This is a genomic window from Aureliella helgolandensis, assembly GCF_007752135.1.
Classification (GTDB): Bacteria; Planctomycetota; Planctomycetia; order Pirellulales; family Pirellulaceae; genus Aureliella; species Aureliella helgolandensis.
This window is the reverse complement of record NZ_CP036298.1, coordinates 3,493,114-3,507,687: the sequence shown is the minus strand read 5'-3', so window position 1 is coordinate 3,507,687 and position 14,574 is coordinate 3,493,114. Positions and strand designations below refer to the sequence as shown.

General features: G+C 56.2%; 20 protein-coding genes and 2 tRNA genes. All 22 read left to right on the top strand.

All coding sequences use genetic code 11. The features are described 5' to 3' along the window. Nucleotides 1-170: 170 nt before the first annotated feature. The 22 genes from csrA to Q31a_RS12440 all read left to right on the top strand — a co-directional run bounded on the left by csrA (nucleotide 171) and on the right by Q31a_RS12440 (nucleotide 14,573). Entirely contained in the window at nucleotides 171-380 is a 210-nt protein-coding gene (gene csrA / locus Q31a_RS12535) for a carbon storage regulator CsrA (RefSeq protein ID WP_145078063.1), read from the top strand. Nucleotides 381-706: 326 nt separating this feature from the next. Then, nucleotides 707-779 (top strand) — tRNA-Glu (locus Q31a_RS12530). A 206-nt stretch (nucleotides 780-985) separates the two neighbouring features. Further along, nucleotides 986-1,711 carry a hypothetical protein gene (locus tag Q31a_RS12525; protein WP_145078061.1) on the top strand — a complete coding sequence of 242 codons (726 nt, stop codon included), beginning with the start codon at nucleotides 986-988 and terminating at the stop codon, nucleotides 1,709-1,711. A gap of 257 nt (nucleotides 1,712-1,968) precedes the next feature. Further along, the gene (locus Q31a_RS12520; RefSeq protein ID WP_145078058.1) at nucleotides 1,969-2,196 is read left to right on the top strand and encodes a helix-turn-helix domain-containing protein; all 228 of its coding nucleotides are present in this window, start codon (nucleotides 1,969-1,971) and stop codon (nucleotides 2,194-2,196) included. Between the two features lie 324 nt (nucleotides 2,197-2,520). Continuing rightward, the gene (locus Q31a_RS12515) at nucleotides 2,521-2,763 is read left to right on the top strand and encodes a hypothetical protein (protein ID WP_145078056.1); all 243 of its coding nucleotides are present in this window, start codon (nucleotides 2,521-2,523) and stop codon (nucleotides 2,761-2,763) included. Continuing rightward, nucleotides 2,760-3,143 (top strand): hypothetical protein, encoded by a 384-nt coding sequence (locus Q31a_RS12510; RefSeq protein WP_145078054.1) that lies wholly within the window; start codon nucleotides 2,760-2,762, stop codon nucleotides 3,141-3,143. The genes Q31a_RS12515 and Q31a_RS12510 overlap by 4 nt, the downstream gene beginning before the upstream one ends. Nucleotides 3,144-3,146: 3 nt before the next feature. Further along, a complete protein-coding gene (locus tag Q31a_RS12505; protein ID WP_145078052.1) occupies nucleotides 3,147-3,410 on the top strand; it encodes a hypothetical protein in 264 nt (87 codons plus the stop codon). Between the two features lie 37 nt (nucleotides 3,411-3,447). After that, nucleotides 3,448-3,657 carry a carbon storage regulator gene (locus Q31a_RS12500; RefSeq protein ID WP_145078050.1) on the top strand — a complete coding sequence of 70 codons (210 nt, stop codon included), beginning with the start codon at nucleotides 3,448-3,450 and terminating at the stop codon, nucleotides 3,655-3,657. A 247-nt stretch (nucleotides 3,658-3,904) separates the two neighbouring features. Next, complete coding sequence (locus Q31a_RS12495; RefSeq protein WP_145078048.1) at nucleotides 3,905-4,186, top strand: hypothetical protein; 282 nt, start codon at nucleotides 3,905-3,907, stop codon at nucleotides 4,184-4,186. Between the two features lie 7 nt (nucleotides 4,187-4,193). Beyond that, nucleotides 4,194-4,320 (top strand) — tRNA-OTHER (locus tag Q31a_RS30170). A 130-nt stretch (nucleotides 4,321-4,450) separates the two neighbouring features. Continuing rightward, the gene (locus Q31a_RS12490; protein WP_145078046.1) at nucleotides 4,451-4,831 is read left to right on the top strand and encodes a hypothetical protein; all 381 of its coding nucleotides are present in this window, start codon (nucleotides 4,451-4,453) and stop codon (nucleotides 4,829-4,831) included. A gap of 4 nt (nucleotides 4,832-4,835) precedes the next feature. Next, a complete protein-coding gene (locus Q31a_RS12485; RefSeq protein WP_145078044.1) occupies nucleotides 4,836-5,669 on the top strand; it encodes a hypothetical protein in 834 nt (277 codons plus the stop codon). 35 nt (nucleotides 5,670-5,704) lie between these two features. Further along, a complete protein-coding gene (locus Q31a_RS12480; RefSeq protein WP_145078041.1) occupies nucleotides 5,705-6,406 on the top strand; it encodes a tyrosine-type recombinase/integrase in 702 nt (233 codons plus the stop codon). Nucleotides 6,407-6,634: 228 nt separating this feature from the next. Next, on the top strand, nucleotides 6,635-6,841 hold the full coding sequence (locus tag Q31a_RS30165) for a hypothetical protein (protein ID WP_197356781.1): 207 nt from the start codon (nucleotides 6,635-6,637) through the stop codon (nucleotides 6,839-6,841). Between the two features lie 11 nt (nucleotides 6,842-6,852). Beyond that, complete coding sequence (locus Q31a_RS12475) at nucleotides 6,853-7,617, top strand: 5'-3' exonuclease (protein ID WP_197356780.1); 765 nt, start codon at nucleotides 6,853-6,855, stop codon at nucleotides 7,615-7,617. Beyond that, the gene (locus Q31a_RS12470; protein WP_145078037.1) at nucleotides 7,614-7,868 is read left to right on the top strand and encodes a hypothetical protein; all 255 of its coding nucleotides are present in this window, start codon (nucleotides 7,614-7,616) and stop codon (nucleotides 7,866-7,868) included. Before Q31a_RS12475 ends, Q31a_RS12470 begins: the two co-directional genes overlap by 4 nt. A 15-nt stretch (nucleotides 7,869-7,883) precedes the next feature. Beyond that, nucleotides 7,884-8,849 carry a helix-turn-helix domain-containing protein gene (locus Q31a_RS12465; RefSeq protein ID WP_145078035.1) on the top strand — a complete coding sequence of 322 codons (966 nt, stop codon included), beginning with the start codon at nucleotides 7,884-7,886 and terminating at the stop codon, nucleotides 8,847-8,849. Between the two features lie 513 nt (nucleotides 8,850-9,362). Beyond that, entirely contained in the window at nucleotides 9,363-10,727 is a 1,365-nt protein-coding gene (locus Q31a_RS12460; RefSeq protein WP_145078033.1) for a trypsin-like serine peptidase, read from the top strand. 38 nt (nucleotides 10,728-10,765) lie between these two features. After that, nucleotides 10,766-11,284 (top strand): fatty acid desaturase CarF family protein, encoded by a 519-nt coding sequence (locus Q31a_RS12455; RefSeq protein ID WP_197356779.1) that lies wholly within the window; start codon nucleotides 10,766-10,768, stop codon nucleotides 11,282-11,284. Then, entirely contained in the window at nucleotides 11,284-11,592 is a 309-nt protein-coding gene (locus Q31a_RS12450; RefSeq protein WP_145078029.1) for an HNH endonuclease signature motif containing protein, read from the top strand. The genes Q31a_RS12455 and Q31a_RS12450 overlap by 1 nt, the downstream gene beginning before the upstream one ends. Nucleotides 11,593-11,601: 9 nt before the next feature. Continuing rightward, the gene (locus Q31a_RS12445) at nucleotides 11,602-12,063 is read left to right on the top strand and encodes a phage terminase small subunit P27 family (protein WP_145078027.1); all 462 of its coding nucleotides are present in this window, start codon (nucleotides 11,602-11,604) and stop codon (nucleotides 12,061-12,063) included. Continuing rightward, nucleotides 12,063-14,573, top strand: a complete 2,511-nt coding sequence (locus Q31a_RS12440) for a BNR-4 repeat-containing protein (protein WP_197356778.1) — start codon at nucleotides 12,063-12,065, stop codon at nucleotides 14,571-14,573. The genes Q31a_RS12445 and Q31a_RS12440 overlap by 1 nt, the downstream gene beginning before the upstream one ends. The last annotated feature ends 1 nt before the right edge of the window (nucleotide 14,574 follow it).

Sequence of the window (14,574 nt, the reverse complement as noted above, 5' to 3'; positions counted from 1 at the left end):
GGCACGGCAATGGGCTTGCATTTCTTGACTTGGCCTACATTGTGCGTAGAGTGAATGTAGTAAGTCATGAATTGTATTCTGGCTGTAGAACCGCAGGTTACCTGCAATGTGCACGCCGAGCATCCCAGATAGGATTCGGCCCAGGGCCAATTAACCAAAGGAAGGGTCCGATGTTAGTACTTTCTCGAAAGAAAAACGAGAGCATCGTTATTAATAACGACATCACCATTGTCGTTGTGGAAATTCGCGGAGACAAGGTACGTCTGGGGGTGGAAGCACCTCGCGAAGTGCCCGTGCATCGACGTGAGGTCTACGATGCGATTTTGCGTAGTCAGCAAGACGATTCTCCAAACGGTGCGACAACCAACACTAATGATTAGAGCGAACTGAGTTGCTTTTTGCAACGAAGTTCGCGTCAATATTTTGACGCCTACTTGAGCCCGTGCCTTAGCTGCTTTTCTAAGCAGTGTTGGTTCGGGCTCTTGTTGTTGACCAACCTCCGTAATTGTAACATTTTTTTTTGTTACGGTCTGAGGCAATTGGATTCAACTACAGCGGTTCGATGGCCGAAAAGTGGTCTATCGAGATTGTTCAACTGCTCCGCGAAAAAGAATCTTGGTCGAAGTCCCTTTCGCGACTTGACCATTCAGCCGCGTGCTGATAAAAAATTCAAATCGCGAGCGGGAACGCTCACAGCACCGCACATGGCCCCTTCGTCTAGCGGTCTAGGACACCGCCCTTTCACGGCGGCAACATGGGTTCGAGTCCCATAGGGGTCACTTCACACAGTAGAGTGCACACGGCTTAAAGTGCCGGTGCACTCTACTGTAGGCTTTCGAGCACTTCTTTTGCGTTCACGCCCGTTCTGCTAGCTCCGCTTACGACCCTAGTTTGTGCACGGCTTTTTGCAACTAACTTTTCGGTATTAAGCCGATTTGGGCCTTCGTAGGTCGATGACGCCACGGTTAGAAGGAGGTTTCCTCTCGTGCAAGTTCCTGCCTTATGCAGTCGATGCGGCCTCCTGTTTGAGTCATTCCTGCCAATTTTAAATGGCGACCACGTCTACTTCCAACACAACAAGCAATCGTGCCCTCGGCCTGGTTGCGACGGTGTGGCAGATCTAATGGACCTCGGCTATTCAGGGCTCCTAGACGGTATTGAGCAAGCTAGGAATTTCGTTCTCTCGATAATGCAAAAGCAAAGGCTTGGGCGTCTTGCGGATATGGCAATCGCCGAAGGCTTTTCTTTCGAAGAAATAAGCGCTAAATCGGATGAGATAGCGCCCGGTTTGGGCAAGACGATCAAGGCTGAATTGGAAAAGTTGAAGGAAGGCTTCGACGGGCTAGAGGAAAAATCAAAGCCAACTGAAGTACTGAAATGGGGAATTATTCTTTACTTGGTAACGTCGGTTCTCGGTCACATTCTGGGGATTCAAGAAGTAGAGCTGCTGAACAAACTTGGAACCGCAATCGTTCGGGGGCTCCGCGCAGAAGAACTTCCAATCACTCCACAGAAGTCGAAAGTCATTCGTCCAAGTGTTTACGAACCTCAACAATTTCATGATGCAAAAAATGCGCTGTGGATTATGGGGAGGTTGGTTCGCGTGGACAGCGGCATGGTCACCATAAAGAGATTCGACGGGAAAGTATTCAACGAGAAGATTGAAAAATTCTCAGTAGAGGACCAGATGTGGATCAGCCAACAGAAGTGAAAAGGATGAGGCCCAACTGCTTCCAACCTCTCGAAGTGGTCGCAATTCATTCGCTAACCGCCCCGTAGCTCGAATCAAAGCTAAGCGATTTGAACACTATGGGATGCGACCTATTTCAGTTTGGAGCAACACCAGGAACCAAGCATAGCCATTGGAAAAACGTCGCGAAATTAGGAAAGCAAATTCATCTTAATGCAGCGAATGATAAAGAGCTCGACAACGCCTTGGGCCCTGATACTATTGGGAGCATGATAGACATGGCAACCGTTACGAACGAAACCGAAATCAATGACATTCGCGACGAGATTAATGAGTTTCTGCGAAGCAATGGCGAAAGTATTACCGCACTGGCGGAACGTAGTGGAGTACCTCGTGACTTTCTATACCGCTTTCTCAACGACAAATACAAATATGCCCCCAGTTTCGAGTACATCTCGCGGCTAGTGCGCGCCATCGGAAGAAGGCTTACAACTACAGCTGAATAATTCTGGAGTTTTCTCCACACTCCATATTGACCAGATATGGAGTATACCCCATACTCGGCCCCGTTCAGTCAATGAACGCCCGCCGAGCTTCTAACTTTTGCGAGTCGTGCTCGTGCCGCGGTAGGATACCATCGCGGCAATCTTGCGAGTGTTTCAATTGATTGGACGAATTCGCGCCCCTCTATCTGTTGCGCTGTACTGCGGATAGTTGGGCGTGTTTACTTCGCTGGAATCACGGCGGGGGCCGTCGAGTTGGTTTGAGCTTGGCGCCCCTGCCGTGTTGTTCCCGCGATTCAATCAACGCCTATCGCAGGGATTCCAGCCATGCAAACGGCCGAAACAATCGAGCCATTGGGAACCGTTCCCCTTTCTTCGCTGCCAATCGTCCGCGCCTATGCTCTCCAGCGAGGCGAAACCAAAGGACGATGGCTAACCCCCGAGCAAATCGCCGAACTCGCGAACGTCCGCGGCGAAGTTCGCCAAAACGGGGAAACATGGTGCGCGACTTGCCCGCAATGGTGGTCGATCGTCGCGTGGATCGACACCGACGGGGAGTTGAGCCAATGAATACCGCGACCATGAACAACGAAGCGGCCGCCCTGGACGCGATCGAGCAATGGAACAAAGGGAACCCCGACGCAACGCGCGTAATCTACCAATTCGGCAAAACGCCCGTTCGCACGACGACCATAGGCGGCGCCTTCGCGATCAATGGCCGGCCAATGCTGCGCCTAGCCGGAGTCGCCGGCGCGGTCGACTTGGCAGATGTGAAAGCGGCCCCCTACCACGCATGGGTTCGCATCCATCGCCGCCGGCGAATGAGCCATTGGGTGGAAGGTTGGTGGGACGACAAAGAGCATTTGGAAAGCGACCTCGAAATGCACGCGAAGAACGACCCCGTCTTCGAGTCCTACGAATATACCAACGTGAGACCGTCGGACGCCTGAGCCATGGACGCGACGAAAATCAGGCGAGGCCGCGCAGAGCACCCCGAGCCACTCGCGCAAGGTGCGGAAATTGTCAAGCTGCGAGGCTGCCCCGACTGCGATAGCCGCGGCTACTTTCTGATAAATCCGTTTATCGTGCGTTGGGAGTCTCTGCTGCACTTCTCAAATCTTACCCAGTGCCAGACCTGTCTGGACTGCCAAACCTATTGGAATCTTTACAACGCGTTACCGCCGGAGATTGTCGCCGAGCTGACCGCGAAAGACTAACCGTCCCCCGTACCCACTCAGAAACGGAGTTTTGAAGATGCTAGTTTTATCCCGACACGTCGACCAAATAATCGTAATCGGCGACGAGCAAATAGAAATTGTCGTTGTTGACATTCGCGGCGACAAAGTCCGCCTAGGGATCAGAGCCCCGAAGAACACGGCCGTCCATCGTCGCGAAGTGTTCGACGCGATCAAACGAGCCGGCGGTGACATCACGAAGAAACGCGGGGAGACGGTGGCGACCTAGAAACACCTGTTAGGGGCCTATGCGTGATGTGTTCACGCGTCCTAGGTTTGCTGAGCGGTAGAGCCGGGGGAGACCGCCGACTAAGCGCAAGCCCCGGTAGGACTGGCCCCGCTATGCGAGACCCGGCGTCCACTTCGGGCGCCGGGTTGTTTCCGAAGCGGTCCTGGGGGGATTCGCACGAGCCCCCCAGTGAGCCCGGCGCCCAACGTGGGCGCCGGGTTGTTTTTTTTTCGAATGGATGGATTGGATGATTGCAAAACACCTAAAAATTCTCGGCTTCAAATGCGAGGACAAAGTAACCGAACTCCAGGGAGTGGCGACCTCTGTTTGCTTCGACTTGTACGGCTGTATCCAGGTATTGATTCGGCCGAAAGTCGATGAAGACGGAAAGCTAAACAACTGCTATTGGATCGACATAGCCCGGCTAAAGGTAATCGGAGAGGCACCGGTAATGGAGGTGCCGAACTTCGAACACGGACCGGTAGCCGAGGGATTGCAGGGACCAGAAGACAAGCCCGTGCCGGCCTAGCAATTGGGGGCCGGTAGCTTAGAGGTTAGAGCACTGGGCGGGGAGGCGCGATCCTAGCCGAAAGGCAGAATTCGAAGAAACGTACTCCCCTAGACTCCCAACCAGTGGCGCGGGTTCGACTCCCGCCCGGCCTATTGTGGACGCTGGACGCCGAGCGAGGGACCGGCGAACAGCGGAAGCACCCGGGCGCCAATTGTGGCACCGGGAAGGAACCCCGGCGCCAATCGTGGCGCCGGGGATAGTGAAATACAGCGAGCAAACAAAGTGAGCACCAAAACATTCTGGACGCTCCAGGCGGAAGTGATTGTAAGAGAGTCCGCCGCCTGGCTAGCAGACAAAGAGCTGACCAAACTAGCGGAGTCGTGCGAGGCGACGGCCCACATGGACCGGACGCCCGAGTGGGCGCGAAAATTTGCAATTCCGCTAATCCGAGAGCTTGGAAGCCGCATCGAAGGCAAGGCCACCAGCCACGAAACCAAGACGCTCAAAGCCATTGTTGAAACCGTCGAAAAAATCCGAGCGTTGGACCGTCGGAAAGTCGCGGACCTTACCGCAGTGGAGCGGCGCCGACAAATCAAAACACTAACGACCGCGCTAGACATTGCCCTGGCCGGCCGAAATCAAACCGAACTTTTCGACGAGTGAAACAATGCGAACGGATTCCAAAAAGTTAGCGACTAAATCCGCCCTTTCCTATTTTGGAAGCGACTCGGAAGTCGCCGCCGAGCTGGCAGCGAAGTTAAACGGATGCAGACACGTTACCATCCCATTCGCCGGCGGCCTGTCGATCCTACCCCACCTGACCGTCCGCGGAATTGTCGCCAACGATTTGAACCACCACGCAATCAATTTCTATCGGGTGGTAAAGGGGCTACACGGACAAGCAGCGCAGACGGAACTTTTCGACCGCTGCGCAATGACACTCAGCCACCCCGACGAAATACGCCTTGCAGTGGGGATGCTCGACCATTTCCACGAATCGACCACAAAGCCATATAGCGAAGCTTTCCACGCCTGGGCCTATTGGGTGAAGTGCTGGATTCCACGAAAAGGGAAGGGCGGCACGAAAGGTAAGGTAACCATGCCATCAATCCGCCGCGACGCCACCGGAGGAAACAACGCGAGCCGCCTGGTTTCCGTTGCGGCCGACCTTGACACATGGGCGCAGCATTTCAAACGCTGCGAGTTTGAATCCGTATGTTTCCGCGACCTCTTGCCAAAGGTGAAAGACTCGGCGACCTGCGGTATTTATTGCGACGCTCCCTGGGTTGGAGCCGGAGACAATTACCTCCATTCCTTCAGACTCGAAGACCACGCCGAGCTAGCCGAACAATTGGCACGCTTTCGCAAAGCGGCCGTTGTAATCCGATACGGAGACGCCCCGCTAATTCGCGACCTATACCGCGGCTGGCGGATATCGAACCGAGACGCACGCAACCAAAGCAACGGCCGAACCGCGGAACTTTGGATAACGAAGGCCTAGCGATGCTCGAAACACTAAAGGGGGCACGATGAACCATGACGGAAACAAAGCGAGTACGCAAAGCATCGCTACCGATACCCGAAGCGAAACGCCAACGATTCTTTCTAGATGTTTGGGACATGGCCTGGGCCGGCTACTTTTGCCAATCGAAACCAAAGCCGAACGAAGTATTGCCCAAATGGGGCAGCGGTTCAATTATCGCCCGGCGAAACGCTCTGGCTATCCTATGGCTGACCGCGATGGCCGGACGGTTCAACGAGATTGCAAACGCGAGGCTTACGGATGTGAATGGCGACACAATCGACATTCACCGCTCCAAACGCGGCGCAGTCCACTCCGTTCGAATCGACCCCTATCTAGTCGCTTGCACGATGTCCTGGCACGCTGCGCTAGGCGCCGCCGCAATCCACCCGAAGAACTCGCCACACTGGCGCCGACAGTTCAAGAAAATGCAAGACAGCCAATACCTACTCCCGAACCAAGAAGGCCGGACGATGTCCACCGATGTCTTCAATCGGGACGTTGCCAACAAACTTGGCGAGCTGCATGGCTTTCGTTGTTCGTCGCATTCCTTCAGGGACACCGCCTGCCAGGAAGCAATGCGAGCCGTCAAAGCCGACGCCAATCTAGATATTCGCGCAGTTCAAACTTTGCTAGGTCACAAGAGCCTCAGAACCACCGAAGTCTACATTCGCAAGCAAGAAGCCGCGCAACTGTCGCTAACACTCTACACCTAGTAGACACCGGGCGGCGCGCCTACTCGCGTACCCTATCCGCCGGCCAGCGGATCGGATCGAGAGGACGGGCGCCGCATTCTCACCGCCGCGACTCCAGACACCAAAGCGACGAGCCACCATAGCCGCGGGATTAGAAAATCCGATTTTGCAGGTATGAAGTTTACACAAAGTTCATACCTACCAAGTTTGAAACGTCGTTTAGACCGTTGACCGTGGAACGTACGCACAATGCGAACCTTCGAAATCGAAACCGACGCCATTTGCGAAGTATGCAACGAGCAACCAGCCGACCACCTAGTGAAAGGTGTTCAGCTTGTCGCCCATTGGAAACACTTCGGACACCGCGCGACCTCCTGCGCGAAATGCCTAGCCGAAATCGAAGAGAAACCAGCGGACGAATTTACCTGGATCGAGACCGAAGAAACAAACCCCTAGGAGTCGTGCGAATGACCTGGCTAATTGTCGACGGAAACAACTGCTACGCCCGAGACGCTTTCGTCAATCCCGACGGCGCCGCGCTGGCAACACTCAGACGGCTTGAAGATGTGCGGAAGAACATGCAAGCCACACGCGCGGTCGTCTGCTGGGACGCGCCGAGCTTTAGGCACGAGCTATTCGCCGGATACAAAGCCGGCCGCGTAGAAAAGCCGGCCGGCTTCAACGCGGGACTAGATCAAGTGAAAGCCGAGGCCCAAGCTATCGGGTTTGAGTCGTACGAATGCCCAGGCTATGAGGCCGACGATATCGTCGCAACCATCGCGGCCGCGGCCGTCGATGAAGGCGAACAGGCGCTAATCTACTCCAACGATAAAGACTTGCACCAATGCCTGGTCGCCGGCCAAGTATCCCAAGCCACCGCGGTAAAGCGACCGACGCCGCTAACCCTAAGCTATGACGTACTGACCGCCAAGCAATTGAAAATCAAATTCGGAGTTGAACCGCATCAGTGGGTGGACTATCGCGCCTTGACCGGTGACAAATCCGACGGAATAGCCGGCTGCGATGGGATTGGACCGAAGGCCGCGCAAATCCTGCTGGCAAAATTCGATTCGCTGGACGACTTCTACCGCTCCCCATTCGCCGCACAGATTCAAGACAAGCAGCGGCGAACACTGCTGGCCTATCGGGAGCAATTGGCAAAAGCCCGCCGGCTACTCCGGCTAGTGGTTAATGTCCCTCTATCCTCCAAGTTCTACGAGGCGGTTCTATGACATTCGAACAAGCCGCCGCCCTAGTGGCCGAGGTTGAACGCTCAGGACGCGCACGAGTGTTAACCGTCGGCCGTTTCCTACCACCGCACGAAGTGCGACCGAACAGCCCCTGGGGCCTAGCAGTCATGCCGAACAAGTCGCCAACTGGAAAGCCGGTCGTTGTATGGGACCGCTCAGGATGGCTAAAGTTGTCGCCCGAGCCGGCACCACGACGCGACGCCAAGACCAACGCACAACCGACCCTCTTTTAGAAAGGAGCCGCAAGGATGCAAACCGAAATGGACTGGACGTGGGCGGAACGCCGCGAATGGATCACAGAAGCACAGCTGCCGAAAGCATGCGCCCGCGACGGTTCCGCGGTATCGGCCGCCGCAATGGCGGCCGTGTTGAACGCGATCAATGACCACCTGGGCAAAAACGCGGTCGCCTGGCCCTCACAGCAAAAGATAGGAACCAAAACGAAGTTAAGCCCGAAAACCATCCAGCGAGCGACCGAAGCCCTACAGGCGCTAAGCCTGCTGATTGTGGACGTTAAGAAAGGCCGGAGCGGAACCAATCACTACCGCATTGTGTGGACCGAGCTTCAGCTATTGCAACCAGCACGCCGCGCTGCCTGGGAAGCATTCCTACGCGACGCCAACCCCGAAACATTGCCCCGCGAAAGTGCCCGCCACCAATCGGACATTCCCGCCGAGCAATCGGCCATCCTGACCGGGCAATCGGCCATCCTGACCGGGCAATCGGTCACTGTGACCGATGAACACCACAAAGGAAAACCACAAAAGAAAACCACCACCACTCCAGAGCCTGACCAACGAGCCGAACCCCAAACGGACGCGAGAACCTGGGAAGTGGTGGTGAGTGATTTGATTGATTGTGGATTGAGTGACGCCGGAGCGCGACGAGCTGCACAGACAGCACAAAGCCGCGGATTGTCACTCGATCAAGCCCACGAACTCACGGAGACTTACCGCCGGCGAAACCAACCAGGCTACACCGGAAGAACTCCAACAGCGGGCTGGCTATACCGTTGGCTAACCGGGCAAAGCACGCCCGAGCCTGACCCAGCGGAAAGCCCCAAACCAATCAGAACCGGGCGCGGCGACGCATTGACCGACGGCCAAAAACGCGAACTTTTCGACCGTTCTCGAATCGTTCTCAATGGTAGGAAACGCGGACTAACAGAGGAGGAAATACGCGCCGAATGCGCGGCAGTAGGAATAGTTTACTGAGCGAACCAAAACGGAAAACGCGCACAAATAGCGGGAAATGGAACGCGGCGGGCTAAACTGCGAGCTTCTAACGTCGATAGTATCGGACGCCACGAAAGCCGCAGAATTGCCAAGCTACCTCCCCCTCCTCAAATCGCTAATTGAATCGGGCGCAACCTTCGAAGTGGCAGGCGCCCGAATCGGGATATCCAAAACAACCGCGCAGCGATGGATCGCTAAACATGGCACGGACGCCACGCGGAGATTAAAGCCCCGACTGAGCAGCGAACAGAGCGAGCGGATTAGAGAGCTACGCCGCAACGGGAAAACCTTCCTAGAAATTGTCGACGCCCTCGGAGTGTCGAGAGGGAGCGCATACCGCCACGCGAAACGCAAAGCGACCAAGCGTTGCCCACTCTGCCGGCAACTGTACAACGGCAATTGTTGCCTATTGTGCGAGGCGCGATCCTATCGCAAAAGATCGACGGCCGCGACGGCCTAAGTTTCTATTTCTCACTGTGAAGGATTCACACAATGCGACCGATGTTCGCCGCGCTGGCAGTGCTAGCGCTTCTCAGTTGCCCCGCTCCGGCCGAGGCCCAACTATTCCCCCGGCTTGCAGCCAAAGCACAAGCCAAAGCAGCAGCACATGCCCCGAGCGTTTGCACCGGTCCCAACTGCCAGGCCGAAACCGCGACCATTTGCACCGGTCCCGACTGCCAGGCACAACCGACCATTCGAGCGCAACCCGCCTACAGCACGCCCGCCGGCCCCGGCCGTAGCCTGGTCGACGTCCCATGCTCACAGCACGAATTGATTCTTGAGAAGCTATGGGAGCCCGTCGACATCACAGGAGCAAGCGGCCGAAACGAAGCGGCCGCCGGTAATCGAATGGACCGCCTTATCTCCGCGACGGTCCGAGTTACTGTATCGGGTGTTTGCGGATCAGGAACCGTGGTCGGCCGCGACTCGCTCGGCAATGCCCTAGTGTTGACCAATGCACACGTAGCCGGCACACAGCGCGGCCGGGTTGTAAGTCTCCAGCGGTGGAACCCAGACGGAACCAGCGAAAAGGGAAACGGCGCGATTATCGCCGCCGGCTATGGCCGCGGCTTGTCGGTCGATTTTGCCCTCCTGAAATGCAACGCCGAATTCGCGGCCAAAGTCGATCCGATCCCACTAGCTGACCGATACCCGCAGAAAGGCGCACCCGTCACCACCTACGGTTGCCCGCGCTGCGAGTGGCCTAGTATGCAAGTGCTCAGCTTGACGCGATCGGAAGGCCAGGTGCTTCAATGGCTGCCGGAAGCGATCGGAGGCCGGAGCGGTTCCAGTGTGATCGACCACACCGACGACGGCCCGCGCGTTGTTGGATTGCTCACATGGGGAGGCGGTGGCGAAGGCCTAGGCCAATCGACCCCGTTTCTATTGTCCGCGATGCGAGGAGCAATGCCCAAGAGCTACGAAATGCTACCGGACTACGCCCAGGAAGTGGCGACAGTCAAGCAAGTACCCTGCGGACTCAATGGCGAGTTGCTGGCAGTGGCTAGCTTCGACCTACTCGACGCAGCGAACCCAGCCAGCCCGCTGAACCCGCTAAACCCGGCAAGCCCCTTGCACCCGGCCAACCACCTAGCGAGCAACGACGCGAGCGGACAGACCGACAGCGACGTTATCGACTCGATTGTGGAAGATGGCCCCGACGCTCCCGAAGATTCCGACGATTGCGGCCTGTTGAATCGAAAGCCAAACGACGATGGGAAATTGCTCCCCATAAAACCAAATGGCGGCCTACTCTCCAGGATTAAAACCGCTATCGCGTTTGCATTCCTCGGAGCCGTGCTGGCGGGACTGGCTTACCTGTATTTGAAAAACTTACAAAACAAAGTCCAAATCTAAGCCCACCCGAAACCACACCACGAGACGGAGCTCGAAAAGTGTTTTATCTAATCGGCTGGATTGTTGCCAGCTATCTAGCCGCCGACCTACTGGCGGGCTTCTGGCACTGGCTAGAAGACCGCTATTTCGACGAGACTTGGCCAATTGTCGGCAAGTACATCGCCAAGCCTAACACGTTGCACCATGAGCAACCGACCGCTTTTCTATTCCAAAGCTATTGGTCGCGAAACTGGACGACGATAGTACCCGCGGCCGTTGGCCTTGCCTTTACATTCTGGCACCCCGTCGGCCTGGTGTTCGTGTTCGTGAGCCAGGCAAACGAGATACACGCCTGGGCGCACAACAAGGGAAAGGTATCGCCGCTAATTGCTGCCATCCAAGAAACGGGGATCCTCCAAAGCCCCAAGCACCACGCCGAACACCATCGCAGCCCGTTTGCGATTCGCTATTGCGTGATGTCCGACCTACTCAACCCGATTTTGGATTATTTTCAATTTTGGCGAACCCTTGAAGGCCTGCTCGAGACAGCCACCGGAATAAGGCCGAAGCCGGAGTAATGGCCGAGCGAGCGAAGCGATTTGACCGAAGGAAGCAACGCGGGAGCAATCCCGCAAACAGACTAGCGGCCGGGCGGCCCAACTCCACGCAACGCGGATACGATCGACGTTGGCGAGTCGCCCGCCGCCGCTTCCTTTCTGACAATCCGGCCTGCCGGCAATGCGAGAAACGCGGCCGAATTATCGCCGCCACCATCATCGACCACATCATCCCACATCGAGGCGACAAGGCGCTATTTTGGCGCCAATCCAATTGGCAACCACTCTGCAAGCGCTGCCACGATCAGAAGACCGCCGCCGGACAATAGGCACCAACAATGGCCAAGACACGCCGCGGCCGTAAGCCGAAAACCGAAGCCAAAAGCGAGCCCCTAGCAGAAGTACCCGAACCACCAGAAGATCTCGGCCCCTACGCGCGAAACTATTGGGAACGCCTAGCGCCCCAGCTTGTCGAACTCGGAATTCTAACACCGCTACACACCGACACGTTCCGAGTGCTCTGTGAGACTTGGCAAGAGTATCGCACGCTCAGCCAATGGTTGGAGGCGGACCCCTCGCGCATGACCTTCACGACGAACAGCGGATACGAACAAGTGACGCCACAAGTCACACAGCGCGACAAGGCAAACGCAAACCTTCAAAAGCTATGGGCAAAATTCGGGCTGACACCCAACGCACTAGCCCAACTAGGAAAACACGGCGGAGTAAAAGCCCGCGGAGTCTCCCCACTAACTCAATTCGCGCAGAAGAAATACGCAAACGAAGAAGGCAAAGAATAATGAGCCGAAGATTCAAGCGAGTAACGATTCCGGCAAGCATCCAAGCAGGCAAAGCGAATGGTATCTTCCCAATCGACCTAAGCACCGACGCCCAGCTGCAGGCGGCCGTCTTCCCCACCGGCCGAAACGTATACGTCACCGAGGACGACGGAGAAACCCCCGTCCCTGCCTGCTTGATTCCGAAGGGCCACATTTGCGGATCGAACGGCGGCTGGACCTGGTTCACTCAGCCCGTTGCAGTCTACGACCCCGTTGGGAACAACACGCTCACCGGATGGGTGAACCAACAAGGGGCGCGGCACATTTCCATCAACAACCACGACACCAAGACGCAACAGGATATCCTCCTAAGTACGACCGACCTAGAAGGCGACGACCACAACAACCCGTCAATTTGCATTCGATCCGACGGCCGATATTTGGTGGCCTACTGCGAGCACAACGAAAGGAACACGGTAAAGTTCCGAGTTTCCACCAACCCCAACGACGGCAGCGCATGGGATGCGGAATATTCAATCACGCCCACGGTGGAGGGAATCCTATCCTACACGCAGCTATGGAGGCTAAGCGGAGAGGACAAAATCTATCTATTCGGCCGCCACGATGGTGCCGACGCCTGGTACTACGTTACGTCGACCGACGACGGCGCAACCTGGTCTGCGCAAGTCGACTTTATCGACCATGGAACCTTCCAGTGTTACCCGCGATTCTGGACGAATGGAGTTGATAAATTCTTAATTGTTTGCACGAAGAAAGAAAACAACGTCAATTCCTTTATTGCCAACGACTCGGCGGGTGTTGCCCTCGACTTGACCGGCAACCGGCCAATCTACGCGCTTCAGTACAACAGCGGGAGCGGGTGGGCGGAAATGAACGGCGACGCGCTAACGCTCCCGATCGTCCACACGGACTACGGAGCGTCTAGCATCATCGCAACGGATGTAGGCGACGATTCGCGGTGGGTGGGAGACATCACACAGGACGCCGAAGGAGTCGTCCACGCCCTTTATTACGTTTACCCAAACCACGACGAACGAAACCACGACCTCTACCACGCGACCTACGACGCCGACACCGAAACCTGGTCGAGTGTCAAAGTGATGGACGAAGGCGGCCCACTTGTATCGCACTATTCGCCGTCCGTTTCCTACCCAGGCGTAGCAGTGTTCGACCCGCTCGACGCAAGCAAAATAGCGGTCGCCCGCGAAGTGGCCGGAATTCGCGAAATCGAGATTTGGCAGCGTACTGGCTCCACATGGGCAAAGCTCCAGGAAATAACATCAGGAAGCCTAGCCCACAACTTCCGGCCAAACTTCGCATTCGGCCGAGTGGCCGGAGTAGAGCCCTATTTATTTTGGATGGGAGCCGGCCGGTATGAAGGCTACGAAGACTTTACCCTGGCCATGTTGCAACACCCGGCCAGGCCGGCCGCGGGTTTGCTAGTGCGCTTAGAGCTGGACGGAACCACCGACCGAGTTATTCGAGTCTACTACACCGACAAAAACGAGGACAAACTCCAATCACCGCAGGAAGTCGCCGCGGGAATGGGAGCGCTTAACCTTTATATCGGATCGCTCAGACTCGCAGACAATCGAGCGAATCGCGTAAACTTCGCGGCCGGAGGCAGTAAAGCGCTAACAGTCCTAAACACTCAGGAGGACACCGAGGCGACGTTCGGCGGGATCAAATTCGGACCCGTCGGATCAGACGTAAGTAGCAAAATGCTGATAAGCCCGGCCGTCGAAAATTCCTTTCGAGTGGCGATGCTTGCCATTGTCAATTGGAAGCCGCACACCAGCGCCCCACTCCAACAATCAATCCTAAGCAACAACAGCGCCGGCCAAGGTGGCATTATCAGCCGAATCACGACGGCGACCGGGCTTTTCCAGTTCTACGCAATTCTAAGTTCGGGCGCGGTTTCGCTGACCTCAGACATAGCGGTCCCGCAGAATGAGCCCGTTCTACTCTATGGCGAATATGACCGATTCGACACCGCGCAACGACTCAAAAACAGAGTAGGAGAGACGCAAAAGGTTCTGGCAAGTGTTAGCGCTAGTATGTCAACCGCGGTCGCTCCCTACCACACCATAGGACAAGAAAAACCGAGCGGCACAACCTACCCGCTAGCCGGCACGCTCAGCCTAATTGGAATCTTCGAGAGAACGCTCCCGAAGGCCTACACCGACACACTAAGCCGCGCTTTCACCAGCCCGGCGACGTTCGCCACGATCGGAACCGAGCAGCTCGACAACGAACCGCTAATTGCCGATATCGTCGCCGCGATGAAGGCGGACGAAGTTATCGCCAAAGCCTTCACCGACGCGGAGACGGCCGCCGACATTGCCGCCGCCGACCAAGTCCTCGAAACCGACGGGGGAGTGCTCAAACTCAAAACCTACCGACGCGGAACCACTACCGAGATCATCCCCGAAAAGACAGCCTTAACACCAAGCGGCGCCGACTTGACCAACCCCGCCACGGAACAACTAGGCGGATATAAAGAGGAATAAT

Excerpts from the sequence above, each read along its gene's own strand:
- csrA (WP_145078063.1), top strand. The coding sequence starts at position 171 with ATGTTAGTACTTTCTCGAAAGAAAAACGAGAGCATCGTTATTAATAAC.
- Q31a_RS12520 (WP_145078058.1), top strand. The coding sequence starts at position 1,969 with ATGGCAACCGTTACGAACGAAACCGAAATCAATGACATTCGCGACGAG.
- Q31a_RS12515 (WP_145078056.1), top strand. The coding sequence starts at position 2,521 with ATGCAAACGGCCGAAACAATCGAGCCATTGGGAACCGTTCCCCTTTCT.
- Q31a_RS12510 (WP_145078054.1), top strand. The coding sequence starts at position 2,760 with ATGAATACCGCGACCATGAACAACGAAGCGGCCGCCCTGGACGCGATC.
- Q31a_RS12505 (WP_145078052.1), top strand. The coding sequence starts at position 3,147 with ATGGACGCGACGAAAATCAGGCGAGGCCGCGCAGAGCACCCCGAGCCA.
- Q31a_RS12500 (WP_145078050.1), top strand. The coding sequence starts at position 3,448 with ATGCTAGTTTTATCCCGACACGTCGACCAAATAATCGTAATCGGCGAC.
- Q31a_RS12495 (WP_145078048.1), top strand. The coding sequence starts at position 3,905 with ATGATTGCAAAACACCTAAAAATTCTCGGCTTCAAATGCGAGGACAAA.
- Q31a_RS12485 (WP_145078044.1), top strand. The coding sequence starts at position 4,836 with ATGCGAACGGATTCCAAAAAGTTAGCGACTAAATCCGCCCTTTCCTAT.
- Q31a_RS12480 (WP_145078041.1), top strand. The coding sequence starts at position 5,705 with ATGACGGAAACAAAGCGAGTACGCAAAGCATCGCTACCGATACCCGAA.
- Q31a_RS30165 (WP_197356781.1), top strand. The coding sequence starts at position 6,635 with ATGCGAACCTTCGAAATCGAAACCGACGCCATTTGCGAAGTATGCAAC.
- Q31a_RS12475 (WP_197356780.1), top strand. The coding sequence starts at position 6,853 with ATGACCTGGCTAATTGTCGACGGAAACAACTGCTACGCCCGAGACGCT.
- Q31a_RS12470 (WP_145078037.1), top strand. The coding sequence starts at position 7,614 with ATGACATTCGAACAAGCCGCCGCCCTAGTGGCCGAGGTTGAACGCTCA.
- Q31a_RS12465 (WP_145078035.1), top strand. The coding sequence starts at position 7,884 with ATGCAAACCGAAATGGACTGGACGTGGGCGGAACGCCGCGAATGGATC.
- Q31a_RS12460 (WP_145078033.1), top strand. The coding sequence starts at position 9,363 with ATGCGACCGATGTTCGCCGCGCTGGCAGTGCTAGCGCTTCTCAGTTGC.
- Q31a_RS12450 (WP_145078029.1), top strand. The coding sequence starts at position 11,284 with ATGGCCGAGCGAGCGAAGCGATTTGACCGAAGGAAGCAACGCGGGAGC.
- Q31a_RS12445 (WP_145078027.1), top strand. The coding sequence starts at position 11,602 with ATGGCCAAGACACGCCGCGGCCGTAAGCCGAAAACCGAAGCCAAAAGC.
- Q31a_RS12440 (WP_197356778.1), top strand. The coding sequence starts at position 12,063 with ATGAGCCGAAGATTCAAGCGAGTAACGATTCCGGCAAGCATCCAAGCA.